Here is a 16,093-nt window from a genome sequence, read left to right as displayed (position 1 = left end):
TGCTGTCCCCGGTGGTCTCCTTCTTGTCCAACGGGCGGATCTCGATCTTGGTCGCCATTTCAACTCTCCTTGCTCGTAAGGATGTTGAGCGCCCCCCATGGGAACTCCCGGCGCAGCGACTGTCAAGGGTGCCACCCGGGTCCCCTGCTCCCCGTCACCCAGGCGGAGTTGAGTATTCGTGCTCACGCCCGGGGTGCCCGTGGGTTGCGAGCATCGGCGCAACGGCGCGGCACAGAGCGCCGGTTCGTCCAGTCGAGGCACTCAGACAGTCACGGAGAACCCGTCATGTCCCGTCGTATCGCTCTGTCCATCGCCGCCGGTGTCGTCGTCCTCGGCGGCGCCGGGGCCTTCGCCCTCGCCTACGCGGGGGACCAGCCGCCCGCCTTCGCGCACAGCACCGCCCGCTACACCGCGCCCGCCGCCGGCCGGGACGGTTCGCTCGCCTTCTCCACCGAGGTCACCGCGTCCTCCGGGCTGAAGAGCCTGAAGGTGCTGGCGTGGCCGGAGAAGTCCCGGTTCGCGGAGAAGCCGCCGACCGCCAAGGACATGGCCGAGGTGGAGTCGGCGACCTGCGAGCCGGCCACGTCGGACACCGCCCGGTGCGCGTACAAGGCCGTGGTGTCCACCGCCGACGCCGCGTCGACCCCGCACGGCGCCTGGCACATCGCCGTACTCGCCACCGCCGAGGACGGCCGCACCACCCTGGACACCGAGGTCACCGACTTCACCGTCGGCTGAGCCGGTCCGCCGCCGGTGGGATCCGCTCAGCCGACGTGCGCGGCCAGCGCCGACTCGATGTCCGCGCCCCGGGCGCCCTCCGCCGCCCAGGCCGCGTATCCGTCGGGGCGCACCAGCAGTGTCGTACCGCGGTCGCTCGCCCAGCGCGCCACGGCCAGCCGGTCCGCGCGCCCCTCGCCCGCGTCGTACGGACCCGGGGTGACCAGGACGAACCGGCCGCCGCGCAGGGCCTCGTAGAGACGGCCGCCACCGGCCAGGGCGAGGTCGGGGACCCGGGCGCCGGTGAAGGGGTGGGCACCCCTCGGGGCCGGGTACCGGTAGCCGACGCCGGTGATCTGGCCCATGACCCTGCGGCGGACGGGGGCGAGCCGGCCGACGGCCGTGATGAGCGCGGCCCGCACCGGCAGCTGCCAGCCCTTGGCCATCGCGAGCCGGACGATCGCGCCGCTGCTGCGCAGGACCGACCTGCCGACGGGGTGGCGTTCGGCCTGGTAGGTGTCGAGCAGATCGGGGGTGGCGTGGCCGTGCAGGACGGCGGTGAGCTTCCAGCTCAGGTTGGCCGCGTCCTGCAGACCGGTGTTCATTCCCTGGCCGCCGGCCGGGGTGTGCACATGCGCCGCGTCGCCGGCCAGGAAGACCCGGCCCACCCGGTAGGCGGGCGCCTGCCGCTCGTCGCTGTGGAAGCGGGACATCCAGCGGGCCTCGTGCATCCCGAAGTCCCGGCCCAGGGCCAGCCGGGTGACCTCCCTGACCTCGTCGAGGTCGACCGGCTCGTCGTCGGGGACGTCGCGGCCGCGGTGCCAGCAGATGACCCGGTAGTAGCCGTCGCCGAAGGGCGCGAGGAACGCGAACGCGTCGCCGACCGCGGCGGCCGTGATCAGCGTCCCGGGCTTCTCGTCGAGCAGCACGTCGGCGAGGACGACGGACCGGATGGCCGACCGTCCCGGGAACGGCAGCCCGACCGCCTCCCGCACGGCACTGCGCATGCCGTCGGTGCCGACGACGTACGCGGCGCTCAGGTCCTCGGCGCCCTTGACGTGCACGGTGACCCCGTCGGCGTCCTGCGCCAGTCCCGTCACCTCGGACTCGTAGCGGAAGTCGACGCCCGCCTCGACCGCGCGGCGCTCCAGCACCTTCTCCACCTCGTACTGCGGGAGCACCAGCACATGCGGGAAACGGGAGGGGAGGCCGCCGAGGTCGAGGGTGAGCCCGCCGAAGAGGTTGAGCCGGGTGAGCGGCCGGCCGACGGCCTCCAGGTCGTCGGCGACGGCACGGGCGTCGAGCTGCTCCAGGGCACGGGCGTGCAGGACGAAGGCGCGGGAGAGATTGCTGGTCTGGTGGGGCCGCTTCTCCAGGAGGGTAACCGGGACTCCTGCGACGGCGAGGTCACCGGCCAGGAGCAGGCCGGTGGGACCGGAGCCGACGACGATCACGCGGGAGGTTTCGGGGGCGGCGGTCGGGCCGTTCATGGGGGCCTCCTGAATGCCTACACTTGTTGGCCTACAGATGTTGGCCAACGCTCGTTGACTAAACTAAGGCTCGCCGGTCCAATAGTCAACGCTTGTTGGCCCACAGATGTTGGCCTACGCTCGTTGGCATGACCGGCACCCCCAGTAGAAACACAGAGCCCACGAACGGCTCGGCGGCACGCCGCTCCGACGCCAGCCGCTCCGCCATCCTGGCCGCGGCTCGCGAGCGCTTCGCCACCGACGGCTACGAGCGGGCCACCATCCGCGCCATCGCCAGGGACGCGCATATCGACCCGTCCATGGTCATGCGCTACTTCGGCAACAAGGACGGCCTGTTCGCGGCGGCCGTCGCGCTCGATCTGCGGATGCCCGACGTGTCCCACCTGCCGCGCACCGAGGTCGGGCGGGCGCTGGTGGCCCACTTCCTGACCGTCTGGGAGACGAACGAGGAGCTCACCGCGGTGCTGCGGGTCGGCATCACCAACAAGGCGGGGGCCGAGCGGCTGCAGGGCATCTTCCGGGAGCAGGTGGTACCGGTGGCCCAGCGGGTGTGCCCCGACCCCGAGCAGGTGCAGACACGGGCGGGGCTGTGCGCCGCGCAGCTGATGGGGCTCGCCCTCACCCGTTATGTGCTGCGGCTGCCGCCGGTGGTGGCGCTGGCGCCGGAGGAGATCCTGGCGTGGCTCGGGCCGACCCTGCAGCGGTATCTGACCGCGCCGAGCCCCTGAGCGACGCGCCGAGGGCGCCGGTCAGCTCCCGTACGTCCTGTCGTGGCACGTAGGGAGGGCGGCCGGCGCCCTCGGTGGAGAAGCGGAGGTCAGGCCTTCGCCTTGGCCTTCGTCGTGCCCGGCTTGGTGACCCGGATCTTGGACTTGTCCAGCACCATGACCAGGCCCGCGATGACCGCGAACAGCACGAGCGGGATCAGGACGTAGAGAGCCAGCGTCTCGATGACGCTCAGGCCCTTGCCGGGGTCGTCGCCGTCGTCACGCGTGAGCGCGAGGGCAGGGGACGACATGAGCAGCATCATCAGCGTCGTACCGGCAGCCAGGGCGCCGGCGCGCAGGGCGTTCTTCTTGTCCACGTTGCCAAAGTTAGCGGGCCGACTTGAGGGGCGCGCGTCCGGGGTACCTGTACGCGACGCCGCACGCTGCGGTGACCCTCCCGGGAGGAGCTGCCGCCTGGTTCGTCTTTGCCGAGTGCCGGTTGGCGGGCATGTCCTCCGCACGCTGCCAGTTGAGGTCTGGGCACTGAAACACACGGGCCTGAATCCGACGCATCGCCAGTTCAAGGCTACGGCGGAAACCCTCTGGCGCGTTACCCCGGCAGAAGGCAACCCGTACCGCGAGAGCAACGCCCAGACGTCCCCGTAGACGTGCCCATGCGTCACTGCTCGACTCCCGTCCCTCCTCCCCAGACGGAACGGGCCTACGCCTCTGGCTGTGCGAGCAAGGCGCGCAGTCGGGGGCGCACTCGTGCCTGCGCGCGGTTCAATATGCGTGGAGCCTGGCGGGAGAGGACGGCGGCACGATGCGGGAATGGCTGTATCCGATCGACCCGAGGACGGCAGACAGGGATGGGGTGCCGCCCACGCCGGACCGCTACCTGAGACTCGCCGAGGCAGGGCGCACGTCGTTCTGGGGACTCAGAGCAAAGCGTCACATCGAGCCCGGTGACCGCCTCTGGGTGTACTTCAAGCTCCCCCTTGGCCAGGTCTGCGCCATGGCCGAAGTGGAGCGCGAACCGTACGAGATCGACAATGACCCCGACGGGTTCCGGTGGGAGTTCCCCGCCGTGCTGAACCTCGACGCGACGCGTGCCCTGAACCGTGATCCCGTCCTTCTCTCGGCTCTGAGCAATCGGCGGCCCCAAGGGGTCGGCGGAGTCTCCGACACAGACCTGGTGACCTTTCTCGGGCATGCGGGCATGCGCCGAACGGGCTGAGGTCGCGGCTGAGCAGCATCGTCACCGAACGGCCGGCGAACCAAAGGCGCACCGGCCAGGCCGCCGGTCTCACGCCCCCGACGGGCTGGGCAGAGGCACCGCGCGGCCGTCCTCCTCCTGGTCGGGCGGGTTGTCCGACCGGAGTACCTCCAGGAGTGCCCGGACCCTTCCTGATTCCATCAGCTCCTCCAGGGTCACCGGGCGGCCCGTGGCGTCGGCGATCGGGAGGCGCCAGTTCGGGTACTGGTCCCAGGTGCCGGGGAGGTTCTGCGGGCGGCGGTCGCCGACCGTGTCGGGGAGCCAGACGCCGATCATGCGGGCCGGAGTGCGGAGCAGGAAGCGGTGGACGGCCTGGATCTCGGCCTCCTCGTCACCGGCGTCGGACACGGCCAGCAGCCCCAGCCTGGTCAGCAGGGCCAGCCACTCCGCCGTGTCGGCCGCCGCGTCGGCCCGCTCCTCGGCCACCGGGCGGGTCAACAGGCCCAGCCGGTCGCGGAGTTCGGCGTGCTCGCCGGTGAGGCGGGCGGCGGTGGACGGCAGGTCGTGGGTGGTGGCGGTGGCGAGGCAGTCGGCGCGCCAGCGCTCCGGGGGGAGCGGGCGGCCGTCGCCGTCCCAGTCCCGTTCGAACCAGAGCACCGACGTACCGAGCACCCCGTGCCGCTGGAGCGTCTCGCGTACCCCCGGCTCCACGGTGCCCAGGTCCTCCCCGATCACCACCGCTCCCGCCCGGGTCGCCTCCAGGGCCAGCAGGGCCAGCATGGCCTCGGCGTCGTAGCGGACGTAGGTGCCCTCCGTGGGCGGCCGGCCCTCCGGCACCCACCACAGCCGGAACAGGCCCATCACGTGGTCGATGCGCAGGGCGCCGGCGTAGCGGAAGAGGGCGCGCAGCAGCTGGCGGTAGGGGGCGTGGCCGGAGGCGGCGAGGCGGTCGGGGCGCCAGGGTGGCAGGCCCCAGTCCTGGCCACGGGCGTTGAAGGCGTCGGGCGGGGCGCCGACGGACATCCCGGCGGCGAAGAACGCTCGCTGCGCCCAGGCGTCCGCGCCCGCGGGGTGCACGCCGACGGCGAGGTCGTGCACGATCCCGACCGGCATCCCGGCGTCGCGGGCGGTGTGCTGGGCGGCGGTGAGCTGGGTGTCGGTGAGCCAGGCGAGCCGGGAGTGGAAGGCGACCCGGTCGCGCAGTCCGGCGCGGGCCCGGGCGGTCTCCGGTGAGCGGGGGCCGCGCAGGGCCTCGGGCCACCGGTGCCAGTCGGAGCCGTGCCGCTCGGCGAGCGCGTACCAGGTGGCGTGGTCCTCCAGGGCCTGCCCCTGTTCGGCGCGGAAGGCGTCGTAGGCGGCCTGCCGGGCGGGGGCGAGCGGTACGGCGGCGAGCGCCTCCAGCGCCTCCCGCTTCAGCTCCCAGACCGCGTCCCGGTCGATGTGGGCGTCCTGGTCGAGGACGGCGGCGCGCAGGTGTCCGGCGCGTTCGGCGAGCGCGGGGTCCGGGACGTACTCGGGGACGGACTCCAGCCGCAGATGCACCGGGTCGGGGAAACGGCGGGAGGAGGGGCGGTACGGGGAGGGGTCGGTCGGGGGGCCGGGCACGGCCGCGTGCAACGGGTTGACCTGGATGAATCCGGCCCCGGCGGTGCGTCCGGCCCAGTCGGCCAGTTCGGCGAGGTCACCGAGGTCGCCCATGCCCCAGGAGCGGCGGGACAGGAGCGAGTACAGCTGGACGAGGAGTCCGTACGAGCGGCCGGCGGGGGTGGGCAGCCGGTCGGGGGCGACGATCAGGTGGGCGCGGGCGGTACGGCCGTCGGGCGCGGCGGCGGTCAGCAGGTGGACGCCCGTCGGCAGGCCCCGTACGCCGTCCCGGGTCTCCCCGTCCTCCGTCCTTACCTCCAGCCGGGTGCCGGCGGGCAGGTCGAGGGCGGGGTCGCCGGAGCCGGCCCAGTGGACGAGCGTCGGCGGCAGCAGCCGTTCGGCGAGGTCCCGCTCCCGGTCGGCGAGGGCGGTGCGGACGGCCTCCGGGCCGCTCGCGTCGACGCCCAGGGCGGCCAGCGCGGCGATCACGGCGCCGGCGGAGGCCGCGACCGTACGGTCCGGGGACGGGCTGTAGGAGGTGGCGACGCCGTGCAGCTCGGCCAGCCGGCACAGTCCCCGGTCCAGGGCTTCGCTCATCTACAACCCCGGCTCACTGGTCAGCGGGGCCGCGTCCGCGAGCGGCGGTTCGCTGGTGAGGGGCTCGGCGTCGGGCAGCGGCGGCTCACTGGTCAGCGGCGCCTCCGCGCAGACGGCCTCGGCGCTGAACACACACAGACGGGACTCCTCCTCGGTCTCCACCGGGGGTTTGAACTGGGCCGGGCTCGGATGGTGAACCGTTGCGGCCACGGTGGCCTCCTCGTCATGACGTCGGGTACGGCGGCGGTTGCCGGGTGAGAGGAGCCCTACCCCATCGTCGCGAGGGCACGCGTGACGGCCGGGTCCCGGCCCGCGAGCCGACCGCGTCCGGGTGATCGAGGGACGCGATGAACCCCGCCCAGGCCTTCGGGACGGATTTTCAGTGATCACTATTCACTCAGTACATGTATCCAGTGCATACTGGTCCCCATGAGCACCCGGCACATCCTTCTGGGGCTGCTGGAGGCAGGGCCGAGTCATGGCTACGACCTCAAGCGGCGCCACGACGAACGCTTTCCGCAGGCCCGTCCGCTGGCCTACGGGCAGGTGTACACGACCCTGCAACGCCTGGTCCGTGACGGTCTCGCCGAGCTCGAAGGGACGGACGCCGACGGGGGGCCGGAGCGGACGCTGTACCGGTCGACGGACGACGGGGCACGTGAACTGGCCCGCTGGGCCGGGGAGATCGCGCCGCCCGCGCCCTTCGTGGCGAACGAGATCTTCGCCAAGGTCGTCGTCTCGATCCTGGCCGGTGGCGATCCGGCCGCCTATCTGAGCGCCCAGCGCGCCGCGCACATGGAGCGGATGCGGGAGCTCACGGCCGTGAAGACGGCCCGGGGCGCCGATCTGGCGACCGTACTCTCGGCGGACTACGCCCTCAACCACCTCGATGCCGACCTCCGCTGGATGAACACCACGGCGGCCCGGCTGACCACTCTGACCGCGGAGGTCGACGCAGCATGAGCAACAAGGGGGACTCCTCGGTGCCGCTTCTGGCGGCCCGGGACCTCGTCAAGGCGCACGGCAGGACAGAGGCACTGCGCGGCGCCTCCGTCGAGCTGCGCGCCGGCGAGGTCCTCGCCGTGACGGGGGCCAGCGGCAGCGGCAAGTCCACGCTGCTGCACTGTCTGGCGGGGATCGTGCGACCGGACGCGGGCTCGGTGGCCTACGACGGGCTGCGGCTGGACCAGCTGCCGGAGAAGCGGCTGAGCGAGCTGCGGCGCTCCGACTTCGGCGTGGTCTTCCAGTTCGGGCAGCTGATCCCGGAACTGACCGCCCTCGACAACGTGGCGCTGCCGCTGATGCTGGCCGGAGCGGCCCGCACCGAGGCCCGGGCGCGGGCCGGCGAGTGGCTGGAGCGGTTCGGGGTGCGCGGACAGGAGGAGCTGCGGCCGGGCGAGATGAGCGGCGGCCAGGCGCAGCGGACCGCCCTGGCACGAGCGCTGGTGACCGGCCCGAAGGTGGTCTTCGCGGACGAGCCGACGGGGGCGCTGGACTCGCTGGCGAGCGAGCAGGTGATGACGTCGCTGGTGCACACGGCCCGCGAGTCGGGCACGGCCGTGCTGCTGATCACTCACGACGCCCAGGTCGCGGCGTACGCGGACCGCGAGGTGCGGCTGAGCGACGGGACCGTGGCGCCGGTGGCGGTGGCGGCGTGAGGGCCGATCTGCGACTGGCGCTGCTGCTCACCCGGGGGTCGGACCGGCGGGAGTGGTGGCGGGTCACGCTGACGGCGATCGGGGCGGCGCTGGCGACCGGCATCGGGCTGGTGATCGCGGTCCTCGTCCCGATGGACGCGCAGTACAGCGTGTCGGTCGGTGCCGGGCTGCTCGACCAGCCCGGAACCCGCAACGGAGTGATCACCGCGCTGATGCTGCTCTTCATCCCGGTGCTGGGGTTCCTCGCGCAGTGCGCGCGGGTCGGCGCGGTGCACCGGGACCGGCGGCTGGCCGCGCTGCGGCTGGCGGGGGCCACGCCCGCGCAGGTGCGGCGGATCGCGGCGCTGGAGTCGGGGCTGGCCTGCCTGGCCGGTTCGGCCGTGGCCACCGTGTTCTCCGTGCTGACCCTGCTGCGTCTGTGGGACCGTCCCGATCCCCTGGCCTGGGTCGACATCACCGTGGTGGCCGTGCTGGTGCCGGTGCTGGGCGCGGCCGTGAGCGCCCTGGCGCTGCGCCGGGTGGTGGCCTCGCCGCTGGGCCGGCTCCGACGGGTGCGGCCGGCCAGGGCTCCGGGGCGGGCGTTCCAGGTGGCGACCGGACTGCTGGCCGTGCTGGCGGTGCTGGTCGCGCTGACCGCGTTCGCCGGCGCTCCCTTCTCGTTCCCGCTCGTCGAGTTCGCCCTCGGTCCGGTCACGGTCTTCGCGGTGTGTCTGCTGGTCGGTGCCTCGGCGGTGTGGCTGGCGGGCTGGTCGTCCCGGCGGCTGGGCGCGGCGCTCGCCGCCCGCACCGGGAGTCCCGCGGTGCTGATCGCGGCGGAACGGCTGCGCGACGACCCGTGGGCGGCGGCCCGCACGCACGCGGCCGTCCTGCTGGTGACGGTCGTGGGCACGGGGTTCGTGGGAGTGCGGCAGGTGCTGCTCGCGGATCTGCACGCCATGGACCGGGCGGGCCGGCTCGGCACGGACCTCACGTACTACACGACGGGTCTGGACCTCACTGCTGCCGCGATCCTCGTCGGCCTGGCGATCGTCCTGTCCGCTCTCGCCGTCGGCACCGCCGAGTCGCTGGCCACCCGGCGCCGGGGCCTGGCCGCGCAGGCCGCCGCCGGAGTGCCTCGCGGGGTGCTGGGCCGGGCGCTGCTCCTGGAGACCGCGCTGCCGCTGGCCCCGGCGGTCCTGGTGGCGGGCACGGGCGGCATGGCGATCGGCGTCTGGTACGCCTCCGCCGTCACGGGGTACACCTTGCCGGCCGTGCCGTACACGGCCCTGCTGGTTCCGCTCGCGGTCTACGGCGCGTGTCTGCTGGCGGCGGCCACCGCGCTCCCGCTGTTGCACCGCTCGGTACATCCGGCGGAGCTGCGCTACGCATGACGCCGGACGAGTGTCCGGCCTCCGGGGGCACGGGGGACCCCCGGAGGCCGGAGCACACGGGGGGCGCCCGGGTATGCGAAGGCCCGGATCGTCAGGCGGAGATGCCGTCGATCCGGGCCATGGCGTCTTCCGCGCCGTACGGCTGCAAGTAGGGCAGCCAGCGCGGGTCCCTATGGCCGGTCCCGATGATGCGCCAGGCCAGGCCGGTGGGTGGGGCTGGTTTGTGCCGCAGCCGCCAGCCGATCTCGAAGAGATGGCGGTCGGCCTTGACGTGGTTGCAGCGACGGCACGACGCGACCACGTTGTCCCAGACGTGCTGACCCCCGCGACTGCGCGGGATGACGTGGTCGACGCTGGTTGCGACGCCACCGCAGTACATGCACCGGCCCCCGTCGCGCGCGAAGAGCGCCCTTCGGGTGAGCGGAACGGGCCCTCGGTAGGGAACCCGGACGAATCGCTTGAGCCGGACCACGCTGGGTGCGGGGACTGTGACGGTTGCGCTGTGCATATAGGCGCCGGATTCCTCCAAGGCGACTGCCTTGTTCTCCAGGACGAGGACGAGCGCGCGGCGGAGCGGTACGACGCCGAGCGGCTCGTACGACGCGTTGAGGACCAGGACATGCGGCACGGGGGCCTCCTTGGGCGTCGGCGGCGCGTGGCTCGCGCCGGGACGATCTGTGGTCAGTCTCCCCTCTTGCCTGGTGGACGCGCCACCATGTCCGCGTAACGGCCTGGGAGTGTTTTCGACCACACCGCATTCATCCCCCGGATACCCCCCTTTTCAAGCGAGCCTGTTCAACCGGGAGGCGCGCGAAGTGAGCACGGTCTCTCCTTCTCGTATCGGTCGGGCGCACACGCAATGCCCCGTTAGTGTGGTGATCCTGCCCGTCCGGTGACCTTTTCGTGACCTTGAACGCCGTACGTGACCTTGAACGCCGTGCCGGAGGGCAGTACCGCACCGCCTGGAGGTACCCGCCGTGTCCTTGCCCGCCGTCCTACTGGCCGCCGGTGCGTCGCCGTCGCCGACCCCCTCGGGGTCGGCCACCCCGGCGGTGCCCACGCTCCAGGACGCCCAGGAGAGCGCCACGAACGCCGCGAGCTGGGTCGAGCAGAACTGGTCGACCTGGCTGGCGATAGGCCTGAAGGTGCTGCTGATCCTGGTGATCGCGGTGGTCCTCAGAAGGGTCGTGCTGCGGGCGATAACCAAGCTCATCGACCGGATGAACCGGACGGTCGAGTCGGCGGAGGGCACCACCCTCGGCGGGCTGCTGGTCAACGCCGAGCGGCGGCGGCAGCGCTCGCAGGCGATCGGGTCCGTGCTGCGGTCGGTGGCGAGCTTCGTGATCCTGGGCACGGCCGCGCTGACGGTGCTGTCCGCGTTCCAGATCAACCTGGCGCCGCTGCTGGCGTCGGCCGGTGTGGCCGGTGTGGCGATCGGTTTCGGCGCCCGCAACCTGGTCACGGACTTCCTGTCCGGCGTCTTCATGATCCTGGAGGACCAGTACGGCGTCGGTGACTCGATCGACGCGGGGGTCGCCTCCGGCGAGGTGGTCGAGGTCGGCCTGCGGGTGACCAAGCTGCGCGGCGACAACGGCGAGATCTGGTACGTCCGCAACGGCGAGATCAAGCGCATCGGCAACCTCTCGCAGGGCTGGGCCACGGCCGGCGTCGACGTCACCGTCCGGACCAGCGAGGACCTGGACCGGATGCGGGCCACCCTGGACGGCGTCGCCGAGAAGATGGCCAAGGAGGAGCCCTGGAACGAGCTGCTGTGGGGCCCGATCCAGATCCTCGGCCTGGACTCCGTCCTCATCGACTCGATGGTGGTCCGCCTCTCCGCCAAGACCATGCCGGGCAAGGCACTGACCGTGGAGCGCGAGCTGCGCTGGCGGATCAAGCGGGCCTTCGACGAGGCGGACATCAGCATGGTCGGCGGCGCCCCCATCGCACTCTCGGAGGACGAGGCTCCGGACCCGACGGCGGCCGTGGCGGCACCGTCGGCGTTCGCCAACGCGGACTCCCCGCAGGTGGCGGCCACGACACCGATCGCTGCGCAGCGGCCGCCGACGGCGGGGAAGTAGCGGAACGGTTCAGCACACTCGTTCGAGTGAACGATGGGGCATTCCGGCGTCTCACGACGTGCGGGGTGCCCCATCGTTCTGCCGGGGCGCCCGGCGCGGGCTTAGCCTGGCAGCAGCGTGAGGAGAACCAGGGATGAGCGCCGAACCGATCATGGAGACGGTCATGACGGAGCAGGACCCCATCGATCTGTTGATCGCGATCGAGGAGGCGTCGGTAGCGCCGATTCGACCCGAGTACGTCGAGGGGACGGTCATCGTGCCGCCGCAACCGAACAACCAGCACAATTCCGGCGCCTTCAAGCTCGCCGTCCAGTTCTTCACGGCGGGGCTCGACTTGGCCGGCATGGGCAACGGCTATCGGGGCGCGCACCAGGACGGCAGCACCATGGCCCTCGTGATCCCGGACTTCTACGTGCTGCGACGCGCCCCGACGGAACTCGACGAGGCCTACCGCAAAGCCCACAAAGGCTGGTACCCCATCGACATGATCGCCCTGGTCGGCGAGGTCACGTCAACCAATCACGCGGTCGACACCGGCGCCAAGCTGGCCACGTATGCCGCAGTCGGCATCCCGGTCTACGTCCTCGTCGACCGCCACACAAAGACCGCCCACTGCTACACCGACCCCGTCCTCCCCGGCGACGATCCCACCGAGGCCTACTACAAGACCGACGAGAAGGTGAGTCTCGGCGACCCGCTCCCCCTCCCGGCGCCCTACCCCACCCTCGACACGGGTCCCTTCCGCGGCGACTGAGCGGCCGCCCTCGGCTCGGCGGCCCGACCTCGGTACCCAGCCCGCGAAGCCCCGGCCGGATTCAGATGTTCTTCACAGGTCCCCCGCATCCTCCCCGCGTCACACGGTGATCTAGGGTCACTCCACCACGGGTCCTTGTTCTGGAGCGCGAAGTCGCCCGGGGACCCGTTGCGAATGTGGGGATACATGAGAAAGCTCGCCATAGGCGCCGCCCTGTCCGGCGCCCTGGCCCTGGCCGGTCTCGCGGCGCCCGCCGCCTCCGCGGCCCCGAGCACGCCCGACCTGAAGTTCACCGGCATCAAGGTGAACAACGGCAAGGCGATCGTGGTCGGCACCACCAAGTCGGTGAGCGTGCCGGTGACGTACACCCTGACCCGGCCCGTGGACGTGAACGTGGACGGCGACTCGTCGTTCGCCGGCGTGATCCTCTACCGCGGCACCCTGAAGTCGGTGGGCAACATCGTCGGTCCCGACGACCTGCCCACCTGCACGACGACGGCGACGACGGACACGACCGTCACCGCGAGCTGCTCCGAGAAGATCGTCATCGACCCGGAGGACAGCCTGTTCGAGGCCGCCGACGCCACCACCTGGAAGGCCGGCGGCTTCTACAGCTACGTCGACGGCACCGTCTCGGACGACTTCCTCAGCTCCAGCTCGGGCACCGCGATCTGGGGCAACCTCGGCACGGCGCAGGTGCAGCGCGCCGCCAAGCTGACCGCCGACGCCTCCCCGGAGCCGGTGGCCAAGGGCAAGACGATCACCGTCAAGGGCAAGCTGACCCGGGCGGACTGGGACACGGCCGCGTACAAGGGCTACCAGGGGCAGAAGGCCGTCCTGCAGTTCCGCGCCGAGGGCGCCAAGACGTACACGAACGTCAAGGGCATCACCTCCGGCACCGGCGGCGCCCTGTCCACCACGGTGAAGGCGTCGAAGAGCGGCTACTACCGCTACGTCTTCGCCGGTACGACGACCACCGCGGCGGCGACGGCCACGGGTGACTTCATCAAGGTCAACTAGCACCTGCGGTCGCTTCCCCACAGGGCCCGTCCGGTCTTCCGGACGGGCCCTTCGTGTGTCCGAGCCCAGGTAACGAGTGGGTTGCCGCGCCTGCGGGCTCTTGACGCTCTCCTTCCGGCGCCCTACGTTTTCCAGCCAACAGGAAACTTTCCTAACAGTGATCAACGGGTGACCGGGTGGACCGATCACCCAGATCGCTGGGAAACTGAGCGGCTGGAAAGGCAGGTGTCGAACCGCATGGCAGGAACCGCCGGTACGCCGGGCACCCCGCGCGTACTCCGCGCCATGAACGACCGCGCCGCACTGGACCTGCTGCTGGAGCACGGCCCGCTGTCGCGGACCCGGATCGGCAAGCTCACCGGCCTCTCCAAGCCGACCGCCTCCCAGCTGCTGGCCCGCCTGGAGGCGGCCGGGCTGGTGCTGGCGACCGGCACCAGCGAGGGCCGGCCGGGCCCCAACGCCCAGCTGTACGCGGTGAATCCGGCCGCCGCCTACGCCGCCGGCCTCGACGTCAACCCGGCCCGGATCCTGGCCGCCGTCGCCGACGTCACCGGCCGTACCGTCGGCGAGTACGAACTGCCCACCCCGGGGCGGCGGTCGGCCCAGTCCGTCGTACGGCAGGTCACCGACGCCCTCGACGGTGCCGTGAAGGCGGCCGGGCTGGCCCGGGACGACGTCCGCCGGCTGGTCATCGGCACACCCGGCGCCTTCGACCCCAACACCGGCCGGCTGCGCTACGCCTCGCACCTGCCCGGCTGGCACTCCCCCGCGCTGCTCGACGACCTCGCCGCCGCGCTGCCGATGCCGGTCGAGTACGAGAACGACGTCAACCTCGTCGCCATCGCCGAACAGCGGCTCGGCGCGGCCCGCGGCCACGGCGACTTCGTGCTGCTGTGGAACGAGGAGGGCCTCGGCGCCGCCCTGGTCCTCGGCGGCCGGCTGCACCGCGGCTGGACCGGCGGCGCCGGCGAGGTCGGCTTCCTGCCGGTGCCGGGCACCCCGCTGGTCCGCCAGGTCATCAAGGCCAACAGCGGCGGTTACCAGGAACTCGCCGGTGCGCAGTCACTGTCCAGGCTGGCCGGCGCGCTCGGCATCGGGGACCTGCCGACCGGGTCGCACTCCGAGGTGGCCGCCGCGCTCGTCGCCCGCGCCGCCGACCACGGCAGCGGCCCGCACCACGAACTCCTGCGGACCTACGCGACCCGGGTCGCCACCGGTCTCGCCTCCCTCGTCTCCGTCCTCGACCCCGAACTCGTCGTCCTCAGCGGCACCGTCCTGACCTCCGGCGGCGAGGTGCTGCGCGCCCTGGTCCAGGCCGAGCTGGAGGAGCTGGCGGCCGCCCGGCCGCGGCTCGTCGTCGGCGACGTCCAGGAACACCCCGTGTTGCGCGGCGCGCTGGAGAGCGCGCTCGCGACCGCCCGCGACGAGGTCTTCGACACCTCGCGCTGACCCGCCACCAGCCCCCGCACCGCCCCCTCTCGCCCCCCGCACCGGCCCCCTTCAGCCCCCCGCACCGGCCCCTTCCCACACCGCCCGCCCTTGGGAGACCCTGCCATGCCCATACCCTGCGCTGCCCGAAAGACGGCTTTTGCCCTGACCGCCCTGACCGGTTCGCTCGCCCTTCTCACCGCCTGTACCGGCCAGTCCTCCTCCGGCGCCACCGACGACGCCTCCGGGAACACCACCATCAACTTCTGGCACGCCTGGAGCGCGCCGAGCGAGGTCAAGGCCGTCAACACGCTGATCGCCGGCTTCGAGAAGGCGCACCCCAACATCCACGTCAACGTCGTCGGCAACATGACCGACGACAAGATGAACCAGGCACTGCGCACCGGCGGCGACAAGGCCCCGGACGTCATCTCGTCCTTCACCACCAACAGCGTGGGCAAGTTCTGCGACTCGGGTGCGCTGGTCGACCTCAACCCCTTCTTCAAGAAGTCGGGCGTCGACCCTCAGACGACGTTCCCGAAGGCGATGAACGAGTACACCCAGTTCGACGGCAACCGCTGCTCGGTGCCGCTGCTCGGGGACGCGTACGGGCTCTACTACAACAAGACGGCGTTCAAGAAGGCCGGCATCACCAGCCCGCCGAAGACCTGGTCCGAATTCGAGGCCGACGCCAAGAAACTGACGATCACCCAGGGCGACAGCTACAAGCAGCTCGGTTTCATGCCGGACTACCACGGCTGGGAGACCACGACCGAGCACTACCTCGGCCAGTTCTCGCCGACGTACTTCGACAGCAAGGGCAAGTCGAACGTCGCCAAGGACCCGGCCTTCGAGAAGTCCTTCACGCTCCAGAAGGACCTCGTCGACACGCTCGGCGGCTACAAGAAGCTGGAGACGTTCCGGGCCACGCTCGGCGACGAGTGGGGCCCCAAGCACCCCTTCCAGACCGGCCAGGTCGCCATGCAGCTCGACGGTGAGTGGCGGCTCGGCATGGCCCTGGACGCCAAGCCGAAGTTCGACATAGGCGTCGCCCCGATGCCGGTCCCCGACGACCAGGCCGCCCAGTACGGCAAGGGCTACATCACCGGCACCATCGCCGGTATCGCCGCCACCAGCAAGAAGCAGAACGCGGCCTGGGAGTTCGTGAAGTACATCAGCACCGACACGGACGCGGTGGTGAACTTCTCCAACGCCATCCACAACGTGCCGTCCACGCTGGCCGCCCTGAAGTCGCCGAAACTGAAGTACGACCCGCGGTTCAAGACGTTCCTGGACATCGCCGCGAACCCGGACTCCACGACGGCACCGGCCTCCGTCAACGGCGGTGTGTACCTGGTGACGATCCAGCAGCTCGGCTACGACTACGAGAGCGGCAAGGTCACCGACCTGAAGGCGGGCCTGAAGCAGGCCGCCGCGCAGATCGACACGGACATCGCGCAGGCGAAGTAGC

General features: G+C 71.7%; 16 protein-coding genes. 11 read left to right on the top strand and 5 right to left on the bottom strand.

What is annotated here, in order from left to right; genetic code table 11:
- Positions 1 to 285 precede the first annotated feature (285 nt).
- Positions 286 to 738 (top strand): DUF5707 domain-containing protein, encoded by a 453-nt coding sequence (locus ACGFZQ_RS02475; RefSeq protein WP_393838811.1) that lies wholly within the window; start codon positions 286 to 288, stop codon positions 736 to 738.
- 26 nt (positions 739 to 764) lie between these two features.
- On the opposite strand, the gene ACGFZQ_RS02470 is transcribed toward ACGFZQ_RS02475, so the two are convergent.
- Positions 765 to 2,207, bottom strand: coding sequence for an FAD-dependent monooxygenase (locus ACGFZQ_RS02470; protein ID WP_393838810.1), 1,443 nt, complete (start codon positions 2,205 to 2,207; stop codon positions 765 to 767).
- A gap of 128 nt (positions 2,208 to 2,335) precedes the next feature.
- On the opposite strand from ACGFZQ_RS02470, the gene ACGFZQ_RS02465 reads away from it, so the two are divergent.
- On the top strand, positions 2,336 to 2,935 hold the full coding sequence (locus tag ACGFZQ_RS02465) for a TetR family transcriptional regulator (protein WP_393838809.1): 600 nt from the start codon (positions 2,336 to 2,338) through the stop codon (positions 2,933 to 2,935).
- A gap of 89 nt (positions 2,936 to 3,024) precedes the next feature.
- Here the strand turns inward: ACGFZQ_RS02465 and ACGFZQ_RS02460 are convergent, their stop codons facing one another.
- Complete coding sequence (locus tag ACGFZQ_RS02460) at positions 3,025 to 3,291, bottom strand: hypothetical protein (RefSeq protein WP_351690994.1); 267 nt, start codon at positions 3,289 to 3,291, stop codon at positions 3,025 to 3,027.
- A gap of 446 nt (positions 3,292 to 3,737) precedes the next feature.
- On the opposite strand from ACGFZQ_RS02460, the gene ACGFZQ_RS02455 reads away from it, so the two are divergent.
- Complete coding sequence (locus tag ACGFZQ_RS02455; protein WP_393838808.1) at positions 3,738 to 4,151, top strand: hypothetical protein; 414 nt, start codon at positions 3,738 to 3,740, stop codon at positions 4,149 to 4,151.
- A gap of 69 nt (positions 4,152 to 4,220) precedes the next feature.
- Here ACGFZQ_RS02455 and malQ read toward each other — a convergent pair whose 3' ends face one another.
- Positions 4,221 to 6,311: a 4-alpha-glucanotransferase gene (malQ, locus tag ACGFZQ_RS02450; protein ID WP_393838807.1), complete on the bottom strand. Its 2,091-nt coding sequence runs from the start codon at positions 6,309 to 6,311 to the stop codon at positions 4,221 to 4,223.
- Positions 6,312 to 6,521 (bottom strand): hypothetical protein, encoded by a 210-nt coding sequence (locus ACGFZQ_RS02445; RefSeq protein WP_393838806.1) that lies wholly within the window; start codon positions 6,519 to 6,521, stop codon positions 6,312 to 6,314.
- Positions 6,522 to 6,740: 219 nt separating this feature from the next.
- Here ACGFZQ_RS02445 and ACGFZQ_RS02440 point away from each other — a divergent pair, with 219 nt between their 5' ends.
- Genes ACGFZQ_RS02440 through ACGFZQ_RS02430 form a run of 3 tightly spaced genes read left to right on the top strand, consistent with a single transcriptional unit; the run spans position 6,741 to position 9,339 of the window.
- Positions 6,741 to 7,274 (top strand): PadR family transcriptional regulator, encoded by a 534-nt coding sequence (locus ACGFZQ_RS02440; RefSeq protein ID WP_351735256.1) that lies wholly within the window; start codon positions 6,741 to 6,743, stop codon positions 7,272 to 7,274.
- A complete protein-coding gene (locus tag ACGFZQ_RS02435) occupies positions 7,271 to 7,969 on the top strand; it encodes an ABC transporter ATP-binding protein (protein WP_393838805.1) in 699 nt (232 codons plus the stop codon). Before ACGFZQ_RS02440 ends, ACGFZQ_RS02435 begins: the two co-directional genes overlap by 4 nt.
- Positions 7,966 to 9,339, top strand: a complete 1,374-nt coding sequence (locus ACGFZQ_RS02430; RefSeq protein WP_393838804.1) for an FtsX-like permease family protein — start codon at positions 7,966 to 7,968, stop codon at positions 9,337 to 9,339. The genes ACGFZQ_RS02435 and ACGFZQ_RS02430 overlap by 4 nt, the downstream gene beginning before the upstream one ends.
- A 91-nt stretch (positions 9,340 to 9,430) precedes the next feature.
- On the opposite strand, the gene ACGFZQ_RS02425 is transcribed toward ACGFZQ_RS02430, so the two are convergent.
- On the bottom strand, positions 9,431 to 9,967 hold the full coding sequence (locus tag ACGFZQ_RS02425) for an HNH endonuclease (RefSeq protein ID WP_393838803.1): 537 nt from the start codon (positions 9,965 to 9,967) through the stop codon (positions 9,431 to 9,433).
- Between the two features lie 349 nt (positions 9,968 to 10,316).
- Here ACGFZQ_RS02425 and ACGFZQ_RS02420 point away from each other — a divergent pair, with 349 nt between their 5' ends.
- The 5 genes from ACGFZQ_RS02420 (at position 10,317) to ACGFZQ_RS02400 (ending at position 16,092) form a co-directional block, all read left to right on the top strand.
- Entirely contained in the window at positions 10,317 to 11,420 is a 1,104-nt protein-coding gene (locus tag ACGFZQ_RS02420) for a mechanosensitive ion channel family protein (protein WP_393838802.1), read from the top strand.
- A gap of 133 nt (positions 11,421 to 11,553) precedes the next feature.
- The gene (locus tag ACGFZQ_RS02415; RefSeq protein ID WP_393838801.1) at positions 11,554 to 12,174 is read left to right on the top strand and encodes a Uma2 family endonuclease; all 621 of its coding nucleotides are present in this window, start codon (positions 11,554 to 11,556) and stop codon (positions 12,172 to 12,174) included.
- 186 nt (positions 12,175 to 12,360) lie between these two features.
- Positions 12,361 to 13,194: a hypothetical protein gene (locus ACGFZQ_RS02410; protein ID WP_393838800.1), complete on the top strand. Its 834-nt coding sequence runs from the start codon at positions 12,361 to 12,363 to the stop codon at positions 13,192 to 13,194.
- A 237-nt stretch (positions 13,195 to 13,431) separates the two neighbouring features.
- Positions 13,432 to 14,643, top strand: coding sequence for an ROK family transcriptional regulator (locus ACGFZQ_RS02405; protein ID WP_351735244.1), 1,212 nt, complete (start codon positions 13,432 to 13,434; stop codon positions 14,641 to 14,643).
- A 105-nt stretch (positions 14,644 to 14,748) separates the two neighbouring features.
- Complete coding sequence (locus tag ACGFZQ_RS02400) at positions 14,749 to 16,092, top strand: ABC transporter substrate-binding protein (RefSeq protein WP_393838799.1); 1,344 nt, start codon at positions 14,749 to 14,751, stop codon at positions 16,090 to 16,092.
- The last annotated feature ends 1 nt before the right edge of the window (position 16,093 follow it).

Source organism: Streptomyces sp. NPDC048254, assembly GCF_043201895.1.
GTDB lineage: Bacteria > Actinomycetota > Actinomycetes > Streptomycetales > Streptomycetaceae > Streptomyces.
Note: the sequence above shows the minus strand (reverse complement) of the source record. Positions and strands in the feature narration are given on the sequence as shown.